Raw genomic sequence first — 21,171 nt, forward strand, 5'->3', positions numbered from 1 at the left:
CAGGAGAGTTATCGTGGAGCTGAATTGGACAACATTCATACTTGAGATACTCAATTTTCTGGTTCTGGTGTGGTTGCTTAAACGCTTTTTCTACAAACCGGTGCAGGACGTTATTGCCCGGCGCAAGCAGGAAATTACAGCGCAGTTGGACCAGGCCAGCGGGATGCAGCAGGAGGCGCAGGTACTGCGTAAACAATATGAGAACCGACTGGTTGACTGGGAGGACGAACGCAGGAGTGCACGAAAGCAACTTGAGCATGAGATAGATCAGCAGCGCCTGCAAATGATTGCAGAGTTACAGCAGGAACTTGATGCAGAACGAAAAAAAAATGACGTTCTGGCGGCTCGTAAGGCTAAGGAGCAGTTGCAGCTGGCAGAGGTCCGGGCTATGGAGCTGGGGGCACGATTTTCTGCAAAGCTCCTTTGCAGCGTTGCGTCTGCGGAGCTGCAATCAAAATTGATCGAGCTGCTTATGGCAGAGCTTGAGAATCTACCGACTGCCAGAAAAGATACACTTCTGACTATGCTGGAAAATGGTAAAGACGTGCAGGTTCAGATTGTGAGTGCATATTCTCTTGATGATACACAACGTCAATCTTTCCAAAATTATTTTGATTCGGTTCTGGCTCATCAGCTCAGGTACCACTACTCCTGCGAAATAAAACTGATTGCAGGCGTACGCATTACTATAGGTCCCTGGGTTATCCATGCCAACCTGTATGACGAACTCGGGACCTTTGCCTCTATCGCCCATGAAAAGTAAGCCTTTAGACCAGAGCCTGCTCAGCAGGCAGGAAGCATGGCTCGATTCGTATAGCTATGAAATGCGCTTTACTGAGCAGGGGCTTCTTGTATCAGTTGGGGATGGTATTGCCTGGATTTCCGGACTGCCTTCTGCACCGATGGACGGCATGGTCGTTTTTGCTGATGGTAGCAGGGCCATGGTGTTTGATCTTGCCCTGGAACGGGTGGGAGCTGTACTGCTGGACGATAGTCAGAAACTGACTTCAGGTATGCCGGTGTTTCTCGCACATGAGCAGCTGCGTGTTCCTTGTGGGAATGGCATAGCTGGTCGGGTGGTTGATCCACTGGGCAGACCTTTGGATGGTAAAGGAGATCTTACCGATATTACCTATCGCTCGATTGAACAGAAGTCTCCGCCGATAATCGACCGTGATTTTGTCCATAAACCGCTCTATAGCGGAATAAAGGCGATTGACACGCTTATTCCTATCGGCAAAGGACAGAGACAGCTCCTGATTGGGGATGAAGGGCTCGGAAGAAGTGCCCTGGCAATAGACACTGTTCTGAATCAGCGGGGTAAATCTGTAAAGTGCGTCTATGTGCTTGTGGGACAAAAGCGCTCCACCGTAATAAGTACTATTAACACTCTTCGTCGTCATGCTGCGCTAGATTATACCGCTGTTGTTGTGGCTGAAGCCAGTTCACTACCGGGAATGCAGTATCTTGCACCGTTTTCAGGATGTGCAATAGCTGAGGCCTGGATGCACCGAGGCAGTGATACTCTGGTGATCTATGATGATTTGAGTACTCATGCAAAGATATACCGCGAATTATCATTATTGCTGCGCCGCCCGCCGGGTCGTGAGGCGTATCCGGGTGACATTTTTTCGATTCAGGCCCGCCTGCTTGAGCGAAGCACCACTCTCGGCAAAGAACGTGGTGGAGGATCGATGACTGCACTACCCATTGTTGAGACAGAGCAGGGAGAGATTGCCAGTTATATTCCCACTAACCTCATCTCAATAACCGATGGGCAGATCTATCTGGATCAAACCCTTTTTTCCGCGGGCTTTCGTCCAGCCATAGATATTGCCAGGTCGGTGTCCAGAATTGGTGGTCAGGCACAGCACCCAAGGATCAAGGCTGAGGCAGGGAGAATGAAGCTTGATTATCTTCAATTTCTTGAGCTTGAGGTTTTTACCAGCTTCGGGACCAGGCTCGAGGCATCAATGGAAAAGGCGATTCAACGTGGGCGGATTTTGCGTGAGATCCTGAAGCAGGAACAATTACACCCCTTGCCTGTGGAATTCCATATGGCCTGGCTGGTGGCGTATAACTCAGGACTTTTCGATACAGTTGAACTTGACCTGCTTCCTGAGATTCTTGAGTATCTGGAAAAGCACGTAGAGTCCAGTGATTTACTATTGGAAGATGACAGAGCGCACTGGCTTGAAACAATCCGACCCTGGATTGCAGCCACTTCTGCAATTAACGAGAAAGAGCCCGATGAGTCGTTATCGCAAAGTTGAATTACACCTCAGACAACTTGAGGAATTGCAGTCGATCATCACTTCGATGAAGACACTTTCGCAACTCGAATTGCATAAACTTTCAGGGTACACGGAGAGTCAGGGGGGGATGACAGAAATTCTCGAGCAAATGGCCTCAGACTTTCACATCTTTTTTCCGCGTCCTGCAGTTGAAACCGACAATGAATTATTGCTGATTATCGGTTCTGAGCGAGGTTTTTGTGGGGGCTTTAATGAATTACTAGTCAGGCATCTGTTTGAGGTATTGCCTGCATGTGCTGAACAGCCTGAGAGGGTATTGGCTGTGGGGCATAAACTCTGCTGGCGACTTGATGAGAAGTTGCCGGGGTATAAAGGGCTTGCCGGCGCCTGTGCAAGTGAAGAAATTCAGCCGATTTTATCACAGGTGGTAGGTGCAATCCGTGAACAGCTGATACTGCAGGATTCTGCCTCGCTATGGGTTCTGTACCATAGTGATGAGAGAGGCAACATGGTAAGTCGCCGTGTATTGCCTCCGGAATATGTGGCGTTGTCAAAAGAATGGTATGTTCCCCCAAAACTGTATCTTGAACCGGAACTCTTTTTCTCCGATTTTCTTCATCATTATCTCCTGCTTGGTTTGACGCGATTGTTTACTGTTTCGCTGCTGGCGGAAAACAGGCATCGGGTCCAGCATCTTAGTGGAGCTATGCATCGACTCGATGAGCGGTTGACCGTTTTAACCTCGAAAGCCAGGTCGTTGCGTCAGGAAGAAATTACTGAAGAGATCGAAATGATCCTGTTGGGTAGTGGTGCTTTTGATGCTCCCGGATAAAATTGACAAAAAGGACTGAGGCCAAAGGTAAAAGGACTGAGTCCTTATAGACGCTTTCGGCCTATACAGGATTTTTGAAAAACAACAGATTTCGCAAAAACTGAAAAGATATGGGGGATAGGCAGTTCCAGGATAGGAGTTACGTGATTGTTGAAAATAGCATGCATCATAGTTGACGTATTTGTATTTTAAACAATGTTTTGTGCTAAAATGGAGCTGATAGATTGCGTTTACAGAATACAACCCAAACAGTTACAATCGGTTGATGACACAAAGAAGTTATAGGCCATTAAATATTTATTATCCCTGATGAAGTCTACCAATACGAAATACACCACATGCTATTGTGAGGAAAATATCTGGCATTTGTGCCAAGATGCTGATCTGGTGCAGTTTCCCAAATATGTTCTTTGTATTTCAAACATCGCAAAGCAATGTCCCTTCTGGTTTCAGAAATCAGCACCAGTGCAAGAATTTACCTGCTGGGACTACCATGTTGTGTTAACGGTTTATAAGGGTGGCTGGCAGATATTTGATTTGGATACAACACTGCCTTTTCCAATTGAGCTGAAAGCGTACATGTCTTTGACCTTTAAAGGCCTCCCTGATATTCATCCGGAGTATTTTCCAAAATTCAAGATTATTGGCGCCGAAAGATATGTAAGGGAATTTCATTCTGATAGAAAGCATATGAAAGACACGGATGGCAAATGGCTTAGTCCTCCTCCAGATTGGCCCATGATTCTCAGTGGCAAACAGCTGTGCATTGGTGAGTTGTTTGATTTTTCAGGTTCAAGCAAGCAGGAAATATATAGCCTGGTTGAGATGGCTGATTATCTGAATGAGAAGGTGTTGGTATTGTGATATGTCATGAATATATAGCAGCGCTTGGGGTTGAATATCTGTTATGTCACATCCCCAAATTAGTCGCGATGTAATTCACAGTTTAACTCCTCTGTTCAGAATCTATGTGATGTATGGAGTTTTTTTAAACAGAAGGCCGGTTACGAGAAGTTGACAGCAGATTGTAATACGGGATTGAAAAGTATAAAAGCAGATGGAACGTACCCAGGAGGCTGTCCGAGAATGGCTTTCTGCGGAGTCTCGCTTTGCTTGCTTACCTGTCAAACTCTTCGGAATTTCCAAAAAATAATGCTCGCAGATAAGCGAATGAAATGAGACTTCGATATCATATATATGGCTGTGCTTATTTTTTGAAAATATCTCGATTTTGACCAAAACCCTTATTCTCGGACAGCCTCCTGGATATTCTGATTAAACACAATATCAACGACCAGCAGTAGTGTGAGGTAAGGATACCCATACGTTGCAACAGTTCGTTCTCAGATGCGCTATCAATATTAAATTGGAAAAGCAGTTGTTTGCGACAGGAATGTGATAGGATGTTAGGTGGTTCGGGTATCGTACTTCAGTGTTTTAGTACTTTTGCCTAACTAACCATAGTGTTTCGAAATTGTCTTTCGTCTGGTATTCCACTTTATTTTCATAGAGTTGGGAAAAGGTGATTTATGAAAAAACGGGTAAAGATCATTCTGCCGATTATAGCGGCTGGTATTATCATCATTTTTGTCTATCGATTTATAACACACAAGGATGACGATTCTTCATTGAAGTTTTCCGGGAATATAGAAGTTACCGAAGCTCAGATGAGTTTTAGAATTGCAGGCCGTCTGGAAAAACGATTGGTAGATGAAGGTGATAGCGTCCACGCAGGTCAAATCCTCGCACTACTCAATACAGATGATCAAACCATTGCCGTGTCACAGGCGGAAGCGAGTTTGGCCTATGCTAATGCTGTCCTGGCAGAACTCGAAGCGGGCAGCAGACAGGAGGATATTGATGAGGCCGAGGCGAAGGTGCAGCAGGCGCGTCAGTCATTGACCGAATTGCAAAACGGCAGCCGTATTCAGGAAATTGAAGCTTCAAAAGCAGAGCTTGAAAGTGCCAGAGCGGCTGAGCAGTCAGCAATTGTCCAGTTTAAACAGGCTAAAAACGATGTTACCCGCTACACCCATCTATATAGCGATAACAGCATAAGCAAAACCATTCTTGAGAGTAGTCAGACACTTTTTAAAACAGCGGAAAATCAGGTTAAAGTTGCGATGGCAAAAGCCAGAGCAGCAGAAAAACACTATGAATTGCTGAAAGCCGGTCCGCGTATTGAGCAGATACGCAGGGCTGAGGCGGTGTTACAACAGGCGAAAGCGGAATACGATCGTATAAAGGCGGGCCCGCGCAAAGAGAGTATCGATCAGGCAAGGGCAAAAGTTCAGGTGGCAATGGAGGCTGCCAGGCAGGCCAGACAACAGTTGCATTATACTAAACTGATTGCACCGACAGATGCAGTGGTACTGAGTACTTCAGCAGAAGCAGGAGAGTATCTCAACCCTGCATCACCTGTACTCACACTAGGCAGGGTTGATACGCCATGGCTGCGCGCTTACATACACGAAAAAAGTCTGGGCCGGATTCAGTTAAATCAGGAAGTGAAGGTATCAACAGATTCCTTTCCTGATAAGACCTACTCGGGGCGGGTGAGCTATATAAGCAGTCAGGCGGAATTTACCCCTAAAACTGTGCAGACTTTTGAAGAGCGGGTAAAGCTGATGTTCAGGATAAAGGTCGCTCTGGATAACCCGGATAACGAACTGAAGCCAGGCATGCCGGCTGACGGCTATATCAGTCTCGCGGCCAGTCAGGAAAACTGATAGTTCCTGATGAAGTCATCCATATCGCAAGAACAGGCAGTTGTAGAAGATAGCCCGGCAATAATCGCTAAAGGTTTGACGAAGAATTTTGCTCAGCTCACCGCAGTTGATACACTCCATTTCTCAGTATTTCCAGGAGAGATATTCGGTCTTGTGGGGCCTGACGGGGCGGGGAAAACAACCAGCCTCAGAATGCTGGCCACTATCATGGACCCGGACACAGGCTCAGCCAGAATAGCAGGTTTTGACACAGTTACCGAGGCTGCTCTGGTAAAAGATCATCTTGCCTATATGAGCCAGAAATTTGGCCTGTATCAGGATCTTACCGTAGGCGAAAATATCAGCTTTTATGCAGATCTTTACGGTATGAGTCGTAAAGGCAGAAAGGGCCGAATTGAGGAGCTGCTTGACTTCAGCAATATGCGGCCATTTATCAAACGCAGGGCGGGTGATCTCTCCGGTGGTATGAAGCAGAAACTTCAGTTGGTGTGTGCCCTTATTCATACCCCGAAGGTTCTTCTTCTTGATGAACCCACTAATGGTGTCGACCCCGTGAGCAGGCGCGATTTCTGGCGCATCCTCCATAGATTGCGCCAGCAGAAGGTTGCTATCCTCATTTCAACTGCCTATCTCGACGAGGCTGAGCGCTGTGACCGGGTTGGCCTACTGGATAAAGGTACACTATTGGGAACGGGCACTCCTGATGAAATCAAGAAGCTCATGGATGGGCGGATACTCTCAATCAGGAGTGGTTCGGCCCGTCAGGTTGTTAACCTCATGCAGGGCCAACCTTTCACTAAAAGTGCTAACCTTTTTGGTGATACAGTTCATCTTGTCTGTAAAGAGAATCTGAGCAGCGAGTCTGATATCAGCCAGATGCTTGACCGAGAGAATATCGACTATACACAGGTTCAGGAAACCCAGCCTTCCCTTGAAGATGTGTTTGTAAGTTTGCTCGGTAATACGTCAGAAAGTGCATTCCCTGTTTCACAAAAAAACTTCTCTTCAAATAGTATAAAGATTGACGATGGGCCGGCTGTTCATGTGGAACATCTGTCGCGGCGTTTCGGCAATTTTGTGGCGGTTGATGATGTCGGGTTTTCAGTACAAAGAGGGGAGATCTTCGGTTTTCTAGGGCCCAACGGTGCGGGCAAAAGTACCACCATCCGTATGCTTTGCGGTCTGCTCAGCCCGACTTCAGGTAGCGGCACAGTTGGCGGGTATGATATTGTCCGAGATTCCGAACAGATCAAACGCCATATCGGTTATATGAGTCAGAAATTTTCTCTGTATGAAGATCTGACAGTCTCCGAAAATATAAACTTTTACGGAGGAATCTACGGTTTGAGTGGCAGTCGCCTGGAAGAGCGGAGAGCATGGGCACTGAAAATTGCAGGATTGCAAGATCATAAAACCAGCCTTACCGCAATCCTCAGCGGTGGCTGGAAGCAGCGCCTTGCCCTGGCCTGTGCAATACTCCATGAACCACCAATCATCTTTCTTGATGAACCGACAAGTGGTGTCGACCCTATTAGTCGCCGCAGGTTCTGGGATCTTATCTATGATATGGCGGAGCAGGGAATAACGGTCTTTGTGACGACCCACTATATGGAAGAGGCTGAATATTGCGATCGTATTGCTCTTATTTACAATGGTCAGATGATTGCTTCGGGCTCTCCACTTGAATTGAAAACCACGTTCATGCACGACACGATTATCGACCTGCACTGTCCTGATCCTCAAACGCTTATTGAACCGTTAAAAAAGCTACCGGAAATCCGTGATGCATCACTTTTTGGTTCGGGCCTGCATCTAGTAGTTGCTGATGCACAGGCTGCGGAGGCAGAGGTCCGGCGAGTGCTCAGTTCTCGAAGTATTGGTGAAATTACCATGGAGACTATCATGCCGAGTATGGAAGATGTCTTCATCTCCCTTATTGAGGAAGTTGACCGGGGTATCGAGGCTGCCGCAGCTACCCGAGAGGCAGCAGTATGAAATTACAACGGTTAGCGGCTGTGGCCCGCAAAGAAACATTGCATCTCTTACGAGATTGGCGGAGCCTGACCCTCGCGCTTGCTATTCCGCTTCTGCTGATTCTGCTCTATGGCTACGCCCTGACACTTGATCTGCGTAATGTACCAACCGTTGTATGGGATCAGTCGCACAGCCCTGAAAGCCGGGAACTGCTCAGTCTCTTCCACAGTTCTCCCTACTTTACAGTCATCAGCTATCATGATGATTACACGGAATTGCAGCAGGCGCTGGATCGCGGCAAGGCCATGGTTGCGCTGGTTGTTCCTGGTAATTTCGCCGCTAAAGTTCAGGCGAACAAACCTGTAAAGATACAGATCATTGGAGATGGCAGTGATGCAAACACCTCACGTCTTGCCATGAATTATGCGGCCAATATAGGTTCGATTTACGCTCTGGGGGTAACTTCTGAACAGATGCAGTTGAAAGGTCGGGGAAAGCTGAAACAACCGGTCGAACTTCTTCAACGATCCTGGTACAACCCCGGTCTGAGAAGCCAGAACGTGCTCATTCCTGGCATCATCGCTCTTGTTATGATTGTCGTCGCAGCCCTGCTCACCAGCACAACCATTGCCAGAGAATGGGAGACTGGCACCATGGAACAACTCATCAGCACACCGTTGCGGGGGCCTGAACTGATTTTTGGTAAAGTTATTCCGTATTTCTGTATTGGTATGATTGATGTGGCACTCGCGGTTTTTATGGGAAGTTGGATTTTTGACGTTCATATTGTTGGCAATACAGCGCTTTTATTCGCGATGTCTGCACTTTTTCTTACAGGAGCCCTGTTTTTTGGGCTTACACTCAGCATTAAGCTTAAATCGCAGGTTTTGGCCAATCAACTTGCCATTATTGCAGGATTTCTTCCAACGCTTTTACTGAGCGGTTTTGTTTTCGCTATCGAAAATATGCCGCTGCCTCTGCAGTTCCTTACGTATATCGTTCCGGCCCGCTACTTTATCGCTATCCTGCGTGGCATCTACTTAAAAGGTATCGGCCTTGAAATCCTGTGGCTGAATGCACTATTTCTGGCGATGTATGGATTGATCCTGATGATTGTTGCTAACCGAAAATTCTCGTTCAAGTTGGAGTGACAAAAAAAATGCTGCAACGTTTGTTTCGTATGCTTGTTAAAGAATTTTTACAGATGCTGCGCGATCCGAGGATGCGGGTGGTTATTTTTGGCGTGCCGGTGATACAGATGACTGTCATGGCGTTTGCACTTACCACCGATGTTACAAACATCCGTCTGGCTGTGCTCGACATGGATAAAACCCCTGTCTCGCGGGAACTGATAAGCGCATTTACCGCCAGCAAGTATTTCCGTATTTCCTCGTATCTGTTAGCCCAGGATGAAATAGTCCCGCTTCTGGATCGAAGCGATGTCCGGGCGGTATTACACATCCCTTATGGCTTTAGTAAAGATATTGTAAAAGAAGAGACTGCGAAAGCCCAACTCATCACAGACGGGACCGACAGCAACAGTACAGCAATCGTTCTTGGCTACGCTGGCTATATAATCAATACCTTTAATGACAGGATGCGGGAAAAGAGGCTGGGAAGAAAAGGGATTACCACCTCTGCGCTACAGATAACTACCGAAAGTCGCGCCTGGTATAACGCCAATCAAGAGAGCCATTACTATTATGTGCCATCACTTATCGCCACCATGCTTTTTATCTTCAGCCTGTTACTCACAAGTATCGGGATCGTTCGAGAAAAAGAGATCGGCACCATTGAGCAGGTGATGGTGACCCCGATCCGCGGTATTGAATTCATCCTCGGCAAAACCATTCCCTATATGATAACCGGCTATATCACGATGTCATTTATGCTCTGTGTTGCCTATCTTGTTTTTGGTGTCCATGTGCGGGGGAGTATACCTCTGCTTTATGCATTGACCGGCATCTATCTTGCCGGTAATATGGGAATTGCCCTGATAATCAGTGGTAGCGCTGCCACACAGCAGCAAGCGCTACTGACAAGTTTTCTGGTTCTCATGCCGTCGGTGATGTTAAGTGGATTTATGTTTCCAATCAGCAATATGCCTGATCCGGTGCGCTACGCCACAATCTTTAACCCGATGCGATGGTATTTAGAAGTTCTGCGGGGCATTGTAATGAAGGATGTAGGTATAACCGCGCTGTGGCCTGCTATCGCTGCTCAAACGTCTCTGACCCTAAGTTTTCTCATTATCGCGATTGGGAGATTTAAGAAGACCTTATCCTGACCTGAATGGCACTGGTTTAAGAAATGTTGTAACATGTTAGCATACTGAAAATACGGGTTATGACGAGCTGGTTTTAGTATGGAAAACAGATTCAAATCATGCCGATGTTGCCCGAGTTTAACTTGCCGAAACGTGATAGAAAGCATCGGTCACCTCAACAGGTATTCCCAGCAAAACGTACTTCGATTAAAAAGAAGTTAATTAAACAGATAGGCATTAGATTTGAACCGTATATTTCAAATCTAAAACATTGGGAATTTTCTGTTTTTAGAGTGGGGGGCTTTGGCTCAAGAGAACATCAGTTGGATGACTTATAGCTTTTGGCTCATCACTTCGCGAATTTTGGCAGATAAATCGTGAATCGAAAAAGGTTTTTGGATAAAATTTATGTCTTTATCCAAGACACCTTTATGGGCAATTATGTCGGCGGTGTAGCCTGACATGAAAAGACATTTGATATTCGGCTGAATGTCTACAATACATGATGCCAGATCACGACCATTCATCTCCGGCATGACGACGTCGGTAATGAGTAAATCTATTATGGTGGAGTTATTTAATGCAATTTCTATAGCTTCGGCAGGAGAGCCCGCTGCCAGAACTTTGCATCCGAGTTCCTCAAGAATTGCTTTGCTAATCTTAAGAAGCCTGGGTTCGTCTTCCACCAATAACACCATGCCCATATTGAGAGCAATCAATTCGTCGGGCTCTTTTGGGGTTGAATCAGTTACAGCGTCCTGATTTCTGGGAAAGTATATTTTGAAGGTCGAACCCTGTCCAACTTCACTGTAGACGTTTATAAAAGCATTGTTTTGTTTGACTATCCCATAGACAGTTGACAATCCCAACCCTGTACCCTTTGAAATGTCCTTGGTGGAAAAGAACGGTTCAAAAATATTTTCCTGAGTTGCTTTGTCCATTCCTGACCCAGTATCAGCTACCGATAGACAAATATAATCTCCAGGTATAAAATCCGGATAATGAGCACAATAGGCCTCATCAAAAGATACATTTTGGGTGCCAATGGTAATTCTGCCAATTCCATGTATGGCGTCGCGGGCGTTCACACATAAATTCGTGAGTATTTGGCCAACCTGATCTGGATCAATGAAAACCGGCCAGATATTTTTATTGTGAGTAAGAACAAGTTCTATGTCTTCCGTTATGAGGCGTCGCAGCAAATTCAGCGTACTATTGATGGCTTGATTGAGATCAATAACTTTGGGAGATACGGTCTGCTCGCGGGCAAATGCCAGTAGTTGGCGAGTGAGGTTCGCGGAGTGTTCAGCGGCATTCTGAATATCCAGAAAAGTTTTATGAAATGGATCTGCAGGCGTGGTTTTCAATAATGCCAGTTGCGTCTGGCCAAGAATAACTGCGAGCATGTTGTTAAAGTCATGGGCTACGCCACCAGCCAGCTTGCCCACAGCATCAAGTTTTTGAGCCTGAACCAGTTGTTCGAACAATTTTACCTGTTCTTCTTCTGCTCGTTTTCGATCACTGATGTCACTCACTTGGCCTTCTATACGAAGTATATTTCCTTCAGAATCCCGTATCAGGACTGAACTGATAGAAACCCAGATAATCTCTTTGTCACGGCGATAATATTGTACTTCCTGATCATGAACAGTTCCTTTTTCAAGCAATATCGAAATAAGTCTCTTACGGTCATCAGGGTTAACATAGAGTTGCTGCGGGATATCAACGCAGGTTGCAATAAACGCTTCAGCTGATTCAAAACCCAACATCTTTGCCATGGCAGGATTGGCATTGAGTATTTTCCCGTCAATGGTTGATTGTAGGATTCCTTCAATGGAATTTTCAAAGATGCCTCTGTAATTATCTTCACTCTCTTTTAAACCCGAGAGCGTGTGTTTGAGGTTTTTCGCCATCGTATTAAACGATTGTGATAAGATACCTATTTCATCATCCGATGTGATTTTCAGAGCTGTTCCTTCTAGATTCCCCGCTGCAATTTCCTGTGTACGTGTTGCAAGTGTCTGTAATGGTCGTGTCAATCGTTGCATCACCAGCACAATGGTAGAGCCGATGACGAAAACGAACAACACAGTTATCACTCCGAGTGACTTCATCATTCTTATTGTCGGGGCAAACAACTCACGTGCAGGAATAACCGTTGCTACCGACCAGCCTGTGATAGCGATTGGATGATAGAAGGCAACCATTTCACGATTGCTGAATAGATCTCGATATATTCCTGAGCCACCTGCGAGCATCAACTGCCCGAGTTTCTGCTCTGCCGAAGTGTTACGTTCTGTGATTTTTTTCTTCATGACTAAATCAGGCTCAGGATGATAAATATATGTTCCATCTTTTGCGATGATAAAACCGTAACCAGTTTGCCCTGCCTTAAGCCCTTCTGCTATTTCCTGAATGTACCGTAGTGAAATGCCCGCACCAACCAGGCCTAAGGGGCGTTTTTGATCATCTTGAATGGGCGAAACCATAAATATGGTTGGGATTCCTGTCGTTCTGGATATGAGGGGTGGGGTAATCTGAGTCGGACCGCCTGCCATAATTGATCTGAAATATGGCCGGTTTGCGATATCCCCGATAAAGATTGAATAGTCAGAATCATTCTGCAGGATTGTATGGTATTCACCTTTACTGTTTGCAGCATATATGTCTTGAAAAATATCTGGGTGTTTTTCGTGAAGAATTTTATGTCTGTTGATGTTCTGAGTATCGAATGCGTTGAAATCGTCATTTATTCTTTTCGCTGCAGGAGTCGAAGCAATAGTCTCCGGCTCAAGCATTATTGTTGCGAGCCAGCGGTTTATGCTTTCAGCGCTCTTACTGACTGAAACCAACATACTGTTTGAGAGCTCGTCTTCAATAACGATGTTGATGTATTTGTAAGCCGCAAAGCTGAGAGACAACAATCCGACAATAACTATGGGCATAATCCAGAGGAGGATTTTCCCCATCAAAGAGTTGTATCTCATGAACGAAAGTATGGAGGAAGTATTGGGCATTCTCCTGAAGGATACTGTCATTGTAAAAGGTACGTGGAGGTACTACGATTATTACTTATCGTATTGGCCGGTTAGATGTTTATCTGTAATGTCCTCTACGATATTTATTATGTAATTGTATCAAATACCGATTATCCGATACTTATCATCCTATCATTCTATATTCATCCTTTCAACATGGCCTGGTGGATCAACGAGAGAAACTTTGATGTGGCAATGGTAGCGAGTAAAAAAGCAGGGGACGGGAAATTCCATTTAGTATGTTTAGGACAGATTGATGGTATCGGTTATGGGTTTGCATACATAGGATGCTACAAGGCAGTCTTTTTTTTTAAAATGGAGCAATTGTGGGCCGAGAATAGGCTTTGCCAAGGTTTAAAGTGTTGTTTGTTATGTGTTTGATGTTGCTGCTATCCATACGGTTTTTCATGGTGTATTCTGCAGGGGATAAACGAAAGTGGTTGATGTGAAAACGTGTCAGGTGTACAAGTGTTACCGTAAAGGATCCTTTTACTTGATAAAGCTACCTGTAAGTCGTTAAGCCTTTCATTCTAAGAAAATTGTATCTAAACGACGAACAAACGATCTCCGACTACATACGAGGAGGAACTCCATGAAGATGCAAACACAAAAATGTATCATAGTAATGACACTCCTGCAGTTTTTGATTCTATCCGGAGTCATGCCCGCGGCAAGAGCGGCCCTGATTCCGACCAAAGCGTTGATTGAATCAACCTATCAGGATGATACCAGAAGTCAGATAGCACATATGCTTGCCAGGGAAGATGTGCGTACAGAACTGATACATCGTGGAGTTGACCCTGATGTTGTCAGCCAACGTTTAAATGGATTAACAGCGGCTGAACTTATGAGTATTCAAAGAAATATCGATACAATGCCAGCAGGTGCGGGTGCCCTTGAAGTGATTGGAGTAGTTTTTCTGGTACTGTTAATTCTTGAGCTTGTTGGTGTTACTAATATCTTTACCAAGATATAAATGAAGACTGGAAGAATACTCATATTTGGACTCTTCCTGATATCCTGCACGTTGTCAGGTTGTAGTTTGCATCGGTCTCATCTGCAGGTTGCATTGCCTGTAACAGATGTAGAACTGATCGATACGCCGTTTTTCCCGCAGCAACAATATCAGTGCGGGCCGGCTTCACTTGCCATGGTGCTGGCTGATTCAGGTCTTTTTGTTATTCCCGATATGCTGGCACCCGAGATCTTTATTCCGGAACGCAAAGGGACGCTGCAACTCGAGCTTGTTGGAGCAATTCGACGGTATAATCGTATTCCCTACCAGATTAAACCAGACATTGAGTCAATTATTGGTGAGTTGAATGCTGGTCGACCCGTTCTGGTGATGCAGAATCTCAGGCTGAAAACATGGCCTGCTTACCATTATGCGGTAGTGGTTGGAGTTCAGGCGGATGGCAATATTATCCTTCGCTCTGGAGAATCTGAGAGGCTGGTAGTCAGTCTTGGTAAATTTCAGTCAAGCTGGGATAAGGCGGGTAACTGGGGTATTGTTGTTTTGGGCGAAGATGATATACCGGCAGATCATGATATTCAACGATATCTTAAAGCAATTGCAGATATCGAAGCAGCGGGTAACCCCGCTTTGGCGGAACAGGGATATACTGCGATACTACTGCGCCATCCGTATCAGGAGACTGCAATTTTTGGTCTAGCCAATACGCTTTACGCACAGGAGCGTTATACACCTGCAGCAACCTTTTTCGCGTATCTGCTGCGTAAAGATCCCAATCGTGCAGAGGTCGCCAATAACCTGGCAGAATCGTTGGCCGGACTTCACTGTTATACTCAGGCCATTGAATTGCTCGACGCATTTCTCTGACCGAGTAACGGGCAGTCAGGTATGACTGCTTATCTTCGAAGAACCCGGGAAGAGATTCAGCAAAAGCTGATTGAGGCAGATAATCTCAGCAATACATGCAGTGAATCGATAGCTGTAGGGGATTTATAAAAAAAATCGTCAACCTGCTCGTTGTTCTTTTTTCGCTACCCCATTGTGTTTCCTTTTTTATCGTAAGAATCAGTTTCTTTGTTGCTAAAGAATCCAGCAAAATATAGTGTATTCAGCTTTTTTGCAGAGACTCATTTGCTTGGCATTACAAAGAAAGCGATTATCTTAATTCTAGTTACTTTTCTGCATGTCCACGAACTTTCCAATCAGAAATACGTACATCCGAATTTCTCAATACGTAAATCGCTGGTATCAAAGTGGGCAATAATCTCAATACAACGTATTACCAACAGGTCTCAAGCATAGCCTTCAGGTAATTCACACAGGGTGATTCCATGTTAAAAGACAGAATTCTATCGGCTACAAAAAAGATCAAAGCTGATTTGGTGTTAGTAAACGTCAATGTTGTCGATGTGTTCTCGCAGGATGTTTTTACTGCAGATGTAGCGGTGTCAAACGGTGTTTTTACAGGAATAGGTGATTATACGGGGCATGGAAAAACTGAGATTGATTGCAGTGGTAAATATATAATTCCAGGCCTCATTGATGCACATGCTCATATCGAATCGACGTTGGTAACTCCCATTGAATACAGTAACACGTCTCTTCCGCATGGAGTTACAGGTGTTGTAGCAGACCCACATGAAATAGCCAATGTCTGCGGTGTTGATGGCATTGAGTTCATGATAGAAAACGGTAAAAATGTGCCGATGGATTTTTATTTTATGCTTCCATCATGCGTGCCCGCCACATCGTTTGAAAATGCTGGTTGTACGTTGACTGCTAAGGATCTTAAACCGCTATATACAAACCCGGGAGTATTTGGGCTTGCCGAGGTTATGGATTTTCCTGCTGTGCTTGAAGGTGATGTCGACATGATGGCAAAGCTTGAAGATGCTAACAGGGCGGGGTGCCGGATTGATGGTCATGGGGCAGGTTTTGGTGATGATCAGTTGAATGCATATGCAGTAGCAAATATACGTACAGATCATGAGTGCGATACCAGTCAGGGACTCATTGATCGGGTGCGCCGCGGAATTTATACTCTGGTGCGTGAAGGAACGGTCTGTAAAGATTTGTTAAAAATGTTGCCGGCCATTAACGAAAAGAATGCGCCGATGCTCTGTTTTTCAACCGATGATAAACATCTTGACGATCTGTATGATAATGGCGGGGTGGATGAAAATGTTCGTTTAGCAATTGCCAATGGGCTTAATCCGGCAACGGCAATCCAGATGGCATCATTAAATGCTGCAAGATGTTACAAGCTTGAAAATGTCGGGGCTATTGCTCCTGGCTATATTGCTGATTTTTCAATAGTCTCTGATTTGCATACTTTAACCATTGAAGAGGTGTATAAAAAAGGCAGGCTGGTTGCAAAAGATGGTGAAATAATAAATCGTGTTGATCCGGGCATGCATGGTGCGCCTGATACATTTGTAAGCTCAGTACATTTACCAGAAGTGAACGCTGACGATCTGGCCATAGATATGGGCGGTTGTACGATGGCTAACATTATCGAGGTTGTGCCTGGTACAGTTGTTTCCAACCATCTGGTTGAAGAGGTCGAACAGCAGAACGGAAAATTTTCAATCAGCACAGAGAAGGATCATTTAAAGATTGCGGTTATTGAGCGGCATAACAATCTGGGTAACATCGCCAGGGGGATAGTTAAAGGATTGCAGCTAAACGACGGTGCAATTGCGACAACTATCGCTCATGATTCTCATAATTTAATCGTCGTCGGCACAAACGATGCTGATATGATTGCTGCTATATCCGAAATGCGAAAAATGCAGGGCGGAATCGTCGTTGTTCGTGCAGGTAAGGTTATATCATCGCTTAAACTTGAAATAGCCGGTCTCATTACTGCACGGCAGGCTGGCGATGTAATGAACGATTTAGAGCAGTTGCAGCAGGCTGTAACGGAAATGGCTCCAAACTGTTTATTCAATCCATTCCTGGCACTCTCGTTTATGTCGCTGGTAGTAATACCGCATCTGAAAATTTGTGATTCAGGTCTTTTTGATGTGTCGTCCTTTAGCTTTATAGATGTTCCGGTGAGTGATGTTAATGATTAATTTCCTTTGATATCATTACAGAGTATGTGGTCTGATTGCCCGGGTATCCTTAACCGGGTGATTTGGCTTGAACCGTTGCGGTAAACTTCTCATGGGCGTGATCATAGCCCTTTCTAGCAGCAGGTGACCATCGTATTTTTTGAAGAGAATAGCTATTTGACATTGCCTGTAATTGATGGATAATCAGATATGTAACTCCCCAAAAGTTCTTTCTCTCTATATTTAAATAGCGAGTGATGACTTTTATTACTGTTATAGAATCATGACTATCCCGAATGATTATCTCCAGCCGCGATTCAGTGCATTTTTATTCAGGCCAATGCAGATATAGGGAGCAGGCTTTCACCCTCCTTGAGCTGATGATTGTCATTGCAATTATTGGTGTACTTGCTGCCATCGCTTTTCCACAATATACGAAATATCAGGAAAGAACAGACTATCAAGTGGCTATTGAAAACCTGAGACATATTGAAAGGGAAATTAGTGTCTTCAGTCTTGATAATAATGCGTTGCCCTCAAGTCTCACAGATATGGGTATTGGGGGGATTGAAGACCCGTGGGGAAACCCATATCAGTTTCTGAATTTTGAAGGTTTAAAAGGTAAGAGTAAGGTGAGAAAAGACCATAGTCTTGTTCCTGTTAATACCGACTATGACCTGTACAGCATGGGGCCTGATGGGAAATCTCAAGGGCCGTTTACAGCAAAAGAAAGTCGTGATGACGTTGTACGGGCAAATGATGGGGCCTTTATTGGCCGAGTATCCGATTACTAGGGAAAACAGATGAGACCCGGATTTTCATTTCTGAAAAGTAAAATAGCCAGGCGTTTTTGTACGCTTTTTATTCTATGTGCTTTCGTTCCTACAATTGCGTTGGTTGTTGTTTCTTACACACGAGTAGTGTCCCAGATTGAGGAGCAGAGTTATGTACGACTCAAACGGGAGGCTAAGGCGTATGGGTTAGGGCTGTTTGATCGACTTCTTCGATTGGAGAATGAACTGTATACCCGGGGCAAACAGATTCAATTTGCCGGAACTCAGGAAACTGTACCTGAGGATGCTACCAAGGATCTGCATGGTGAACTTTTTAGTGGCATAACTATGTATTCAACGGGAGGTGCCTCACCTGTTTCAGGTAACTTCTTTAAAGATGAACTTCAGCGGGTAGTAGGTATTGAACATCTACACTCTGATCGTCCTTTTCTTCTAACACTTTTTCAAGAAAATGCGATTGCCCGGGTTTTTATGGGAGTGAACTTTCATAACGAAGGGAAACTGTCCTTTTCTCTTATTGGAGAGATAAGTACATCCTATTTATGGGGTGTAGGTGTAAATCCTCTCTTGCCGCCGATGATTGAACTTTCTGTGTTTGACAGTGAGGGACGGAATATAATGGCTACCGCTGATGCACCGAAAGGGGATTATAGGGATCTGGAAAAAAAATACCTTACCAAGGATCTACGCATTTTTGAGTATCGACATGAGGGTGAAGAGTATTTTGCCAGTTTTTCCAATCTGTTTATTGAATCCCGATTTCAACGTACTGGCTGGATCATTATGGTGAGTCAGGCGAGAAGTGATATCATGTCTGCACTTGATGGCTTTAAGGCATCTTTCCCACTGATTATTCTCCTGTTTCTTTTGCTTATTCTTTACCTTTCATTTTCATTTATCAGAAAAGGACTGGAACCACTGGAAGAGCTTAAACGTGGAACTCGAAGAATTGCTGAGAAAGACTTTTCTGTAGAAGTAGATATTACCAGTAAGGATGAGTTTGAAGAACTAGGTAATGCATTTAATGACATGAGCTCTAAGCTGTCTAAGCAGTTTACAACTCTAGAAGTGCTAGGTGAGATTGAAAGAGCAATCCTCTCTTCCTTTGACCGGGTTGAAATACTTAAGACAACATTGCATCGTTTAAAACAATTTTTTGCATGTGATGCGTGCCTATATCTTAAAAAATCGAAGGTGTCTGAAGCGCATCTGAAATTTTATAAGATGACTGGGCAACGCATAAGTGATCCACAGGTTGAATATTGTGGAATGAGTGAAGAGATAAAATCTACATTTTTTCCTGAAAATACAAAGATTTCTACAATTGATATAAAAGGTAAGGGACCATTATTGCATGAGTTGACTGGAGACAGCTATGCCCAGTGTGTATGTCTACCGATTAGCATTGATGGACAGGTTAACAGAGCACTATTACTCGTATGGAAAGAAGAGAGAGTCCTGGGACAGGATCAACTGGACCAGGCGCGTCAGATCGCCAACCAGCTTGCAGTAGCTCTTAAGAATTCAATGCTATTGGAAGATATGGAAAGCCTGGCAACGGGCACGATCGAGGCATTGGCTCGAACTGTTGATGCAAAATCACGGTGGACCGCTGGCCATTCTGAGAGGGTAGCAGGTCTGAGTGCATTGATAGCGCGGGCGATGGGATATGATGATGCAGGAATTGAAACAATTACACGAGCAGGTCTATTGCATGATATTGGCAAGATAGGTATTCCGCTTGCGATTCTGGATAAGCCCGAACGGTTGAGTGAGTCGGAATACGAAGAGGTGAAGAAACACTCTGAAATTGGAGCTAAAATACTTGAACCAATAGAGGCATATAAGAATATTCTTCCACTGGTTGCTCAACATCATGAAAAATATGACGGTACTGGTTATCCCGACGGTCTCAAGGGGGAGGATATTGATCTGGGGGCACGTATACTTTCTGTAGCAGATGTGTGGGATGCTGTAGCGTCTGATAGACCTTATCGAGCAGGTTGGGTACATGAACGGGCTGAAAAACTGATAGTTGAGGGGGCAGGAACCCACTTTGACCCTGATGTTGTCGATGCTTTTCTGGTTGTAATATCAAAAGATTAAGTGTGTTAAATTGCCCTAGGAGTAAGGGGGCGTGTTTTTTCCTATAATACCATAATCTCTGGTTGTCTTCTGATATTCAATCTCATCCATTGCCGGTAGGGGCAAGGTGATCATTTCTCCAACAACTGTTAGTAATATAGATAGTGTGCTCTTAATATTGTCACTGGGTAATAATGCATATTGAGAGGGAGGAACTGCAGTGAAGCATTGCCTTGCTATGCTCTTTTCACTGCGCATGGTTCATCTTCTTTCTTCCTGCTGGATTAACAATTGTATGTGCGGAAGGAGCATTTACCAGTGGATTTTATCCGCAGTCCAGGCAGTCCATTTATGGCAAGTGGTTGTGTAATCATGCTTTGCGGAAAAATATTGAATAAACGTTCCGGCTATGTTAACTGGTGTTAACATGACTACTACTAAAGACACAATTCTCTCAGCCGCCTGCGATATTTATTTGCTTGAAGGATATAAAGGTATGAGCATGCGTAAGGTTGCTGCCAGGGTAAATCTTTCGCCAACGGCGATATATCGACATTTTGAGAATAAGGAGTCTTTGCATCACCAGGTTCTGCGCGAAGGTTTTAAAACCTTTGATTCCTATCTGCAAAAATCCCTGAAGGGTGCAACTCCGATAGAGCGTCTGCACCTGGCTGCTAAACAGTTCTTTGCTTTTGCAACAGAGCAAAACAAATATTACGAAATACTATTTCTTACCCTGGACCATACAGTCGAACACTCGGTGAAAGGTGCACTGGTAAAGGATGCTACGGTGAGTCAGCAGTTTATGGAGGATAGAGTAAGAGAGTGTATGCAGGACGGTTCTTTACACGATGATGATCCGGAAGAGGTCGCAATGTTATTACTTGCTACCTGTAATGGCTTTTTTGGTCTTTACGTCTCTAAGAAAAAGAAAGATTCCCTTGAGGAAATGCGTGCAAAGTATGCAAGAACATTCAGCCGCATCCTTAATGGGTTGAAGCGTTGATAGATTGTGAGTTGCATTTTTTTTGCCCTGCAAGTTAACACACGTTAACGTGTGTTGTTGGTTTACTTCCAATGAATGAAGAACAGAGGAATATAACGTATATCTTGATTCAACAACGATACAGGAGGATGTTATTATGATGTTTCTAAACCGCGACGACAAG

At 44.6% G+C, this 21,171-nt stretch carries 15 protein-coding genes; 14 read left to right on the top strand and 1 reads right to left on the bottom strand.

The features are described 5' to 3' along the window. Window positions 1-13 precede the first annotated feature (13 nt). From FCL46_RS04670 to FCL46_RS04705, 8 genes are all read left to right on the top strand, one after another. A complete protein-coding gene (locus FCL46_RS04670) occupies window positions 14-763 on the top strand; it encodes a F0F1 ATP synthase subunit delta (RefSeq protein ID WP_136805217.1) in 750 nt (249 codons plus the stop codon). Further along, window positions 720-2,273, top strand: a complete 1,554-nt coding sequence (locus tag FCL46_RS04675) for a F0F1 ATP synthase subunit alpha (protein WP_420811254.1) — start codon at window positions 720-722, stop codon at window positions 2,271-2,273. The genes FCL46_RS04670 and FCL46_RS04675 overlap by 44 nt, the downstream gene beginning before the upstream one ends. Further along, window positions 2,251-3,087: a F0F1 ATP synthase subunit gamma gene (locus FCL46_RS04680; protein ID WP_167505725.1), complete on the top strand. Its 837-nt coding sequence runs from the start codon at window positions 2,251-2,253 to the stop codon at window positions 3,085-3,087. The genes FCL46_RS04675 and FCL46_RS04680 overlap by 23 nt, the downstream gene beginning before the upstream one ends. A gap of 309 nt (window positions 3,088-3,396) precedes the next feature. After that, window positions 3,397-3,951 (top strand): protein N-terminal glutamine amidohydrolase, encoded by a 555-nt coding sequence (locus FCL46_RS04685; protein WP_136805220.1) that lies wholly within the window; start codon window positions 3,397-3,399, stop codon window positions 3,949-3,951. Window positions 3,952-4,616: 665 nt separating this feature from the next. After that, window positions 4,617-5,816, top strand: a complete 1,200-nt coding sequence (locus FCL46_RS04690) for an HlyD family secretion protein (RefSeq protein ID WP_136805221.1) — start codon at window positions 4,617-4,619, stop codon at window positions 5,814-5,816. A gap of 9 nt (window positions 5,817-5,825) precedes the next feature. Continuing rightward, window positions 5,826-7,811, top strand: a complete 1,986-nt coding sequence (locus FCL46_RS04695; RefSeq protein WP_136805222.1) for an ATP-binding cassette domain-containing protein — start codon at window positions 5,826-5,828, stop codon at window positions 7,809-7,811. Then, window positions 7,808-8,941 (top strand): ABC transporter permease, encoded by a 1,134-nt coding sequence (locus FCL46_RS04700; protein ID WP_136805223.1) that lies wholly within the window; start codon window positions 7,808-7,810, stop codon window positions 8,939-8,941. The genes FCL46_RS04695 and FCL46_RS04700 overlap by 4 nt, the downstream gene beginning before the upstream one ends. A gap of 8 nt (window positions 8,942-8,949) precedes the next feature. Next, window positions 8,950-10,077, top strand: a complete 1,128-nt coding sequence (locus tag FCL46_RS04705; RefSeq protein WP_136805224.1) for an ABC transporter permease — start codon at window positions 8,950-8,952, stop codon at window positions 10,075-10,077. Window positions 10,078-10,388: 311 nt separating this feature from the next. Here the strand turns inward: FCL46_RS04705 and FCL46_RS04710 are convergent, their stop codons facing one another. Continuing rightward, the gene (locus tag FCL46_RS04710; protein ID WP_167505727.1) at window positions 10,389-13,025 is read right to left on the bottom strand and encodes a cache domain-containing protein; all 2,637 of its coding nucleotides are present in this window, start codon (window positions 13,023-13,025) and stop codon (window positions 10,389-10,391) included. 661 nt (window positions 13,026-13,686) lie between these two features. Here FCL46_RS04710 and FCL46_RS04715 point away from each other — a divergent pair. From FCL46_RS04715 to FCL46_RS04740, 6 genes are all read left to right on the top strand, one after another. Beyond that, window positions 13,687-14,070 carry a PA2779 family protein gene (locus tag FCL46_RS04715; protein WP_136805226.1) on the top strand — a complete coding sequence of 128 codons (384 nt, stop codon included), beginning with the start codon at window positions 13,687-13,689 and terminating at the stop codon, window positions 14,068-14,070. Continuing rightward, window positions 14,071-14,934 carry a PA2778 family cysteine peptidase gene (locus tag FCL46_RS04720; RefSeq protein ID WP_136805227.1) on the top strand — a complete coding sequence of 288 codons (864 nt, stop codon included), beginning with the start codon at window positions 14,071-14,073 and terminating at the stop codon, window positions 14,932-14,934. A 464-nt stretch (window positions 14,935-15,398) separates the two neighbouring features. Further along, on the top strand, window positions 15,399-17,144 hold the full coding sequence (gene ade, locus FCL46_RS04725) for an adenine deaminase (RefSeq protein WP_136805228.1): 1,746 nt from the start codon (window positions 15,399-15,401) through the stop codon (window positions 17,142-17,144). Between the two features lie 275 nt (window positions 17,145-17,419). Next, window positions 17,420-17,917 carry a prepilin-type N-terminal cleavage/methylation domain-containing protein gene (locus tag FCL46_RS28540; protein WP_136805229.1) on the top strand — a complete coding sequence of 166 codons (498 nt, stop codon included), beginning with the start codon at window positions 17,420-17,422 and terminating at the stop codon, window positions 17,915-17,917. 9 nt (window positions 17,918-17,926) lie between these two features. Further along, window positions 17,927-20,023, top strand: a complete 2,097-nt coding sequence (locus FCL46_RS04735) for an HD domain-containing phosphohydrolase (RefSeq protein ID WP_136805230.1) — start codon at window positions 17,927-17,929, stop codon at window positions 20,021-20,023. A gap of 406 nt (window positions 20,024-20,429) precedes the next feature. Beyond that, the gene (locus tag FCL46_RS04740; protein ID WP_167505728.1) at window positions 20,430-21,008 is read left to right on the top strand and encodes a TetR/AcrR family transcriptional regulator; all 579 of its coding nucleotides are present in this window, start codon (window positions 20,430-20,432) and stop codon (window positions 21,006-21,008) included. Window positions 21,009-21,171 lie beyond the last annotated feature (163 nt).

Origin of the sequence: Desulfosediminicola flagellatus (assembly GCF_005116655.2) — a bacterium.
Classification (GTDB): domain Bacteria; phylum Desulfobacterota; class Desulfobulbia; order Desulfobulbales; family Desulfocapsaceae; genus Desulfopila; species Desulfopila flagellata.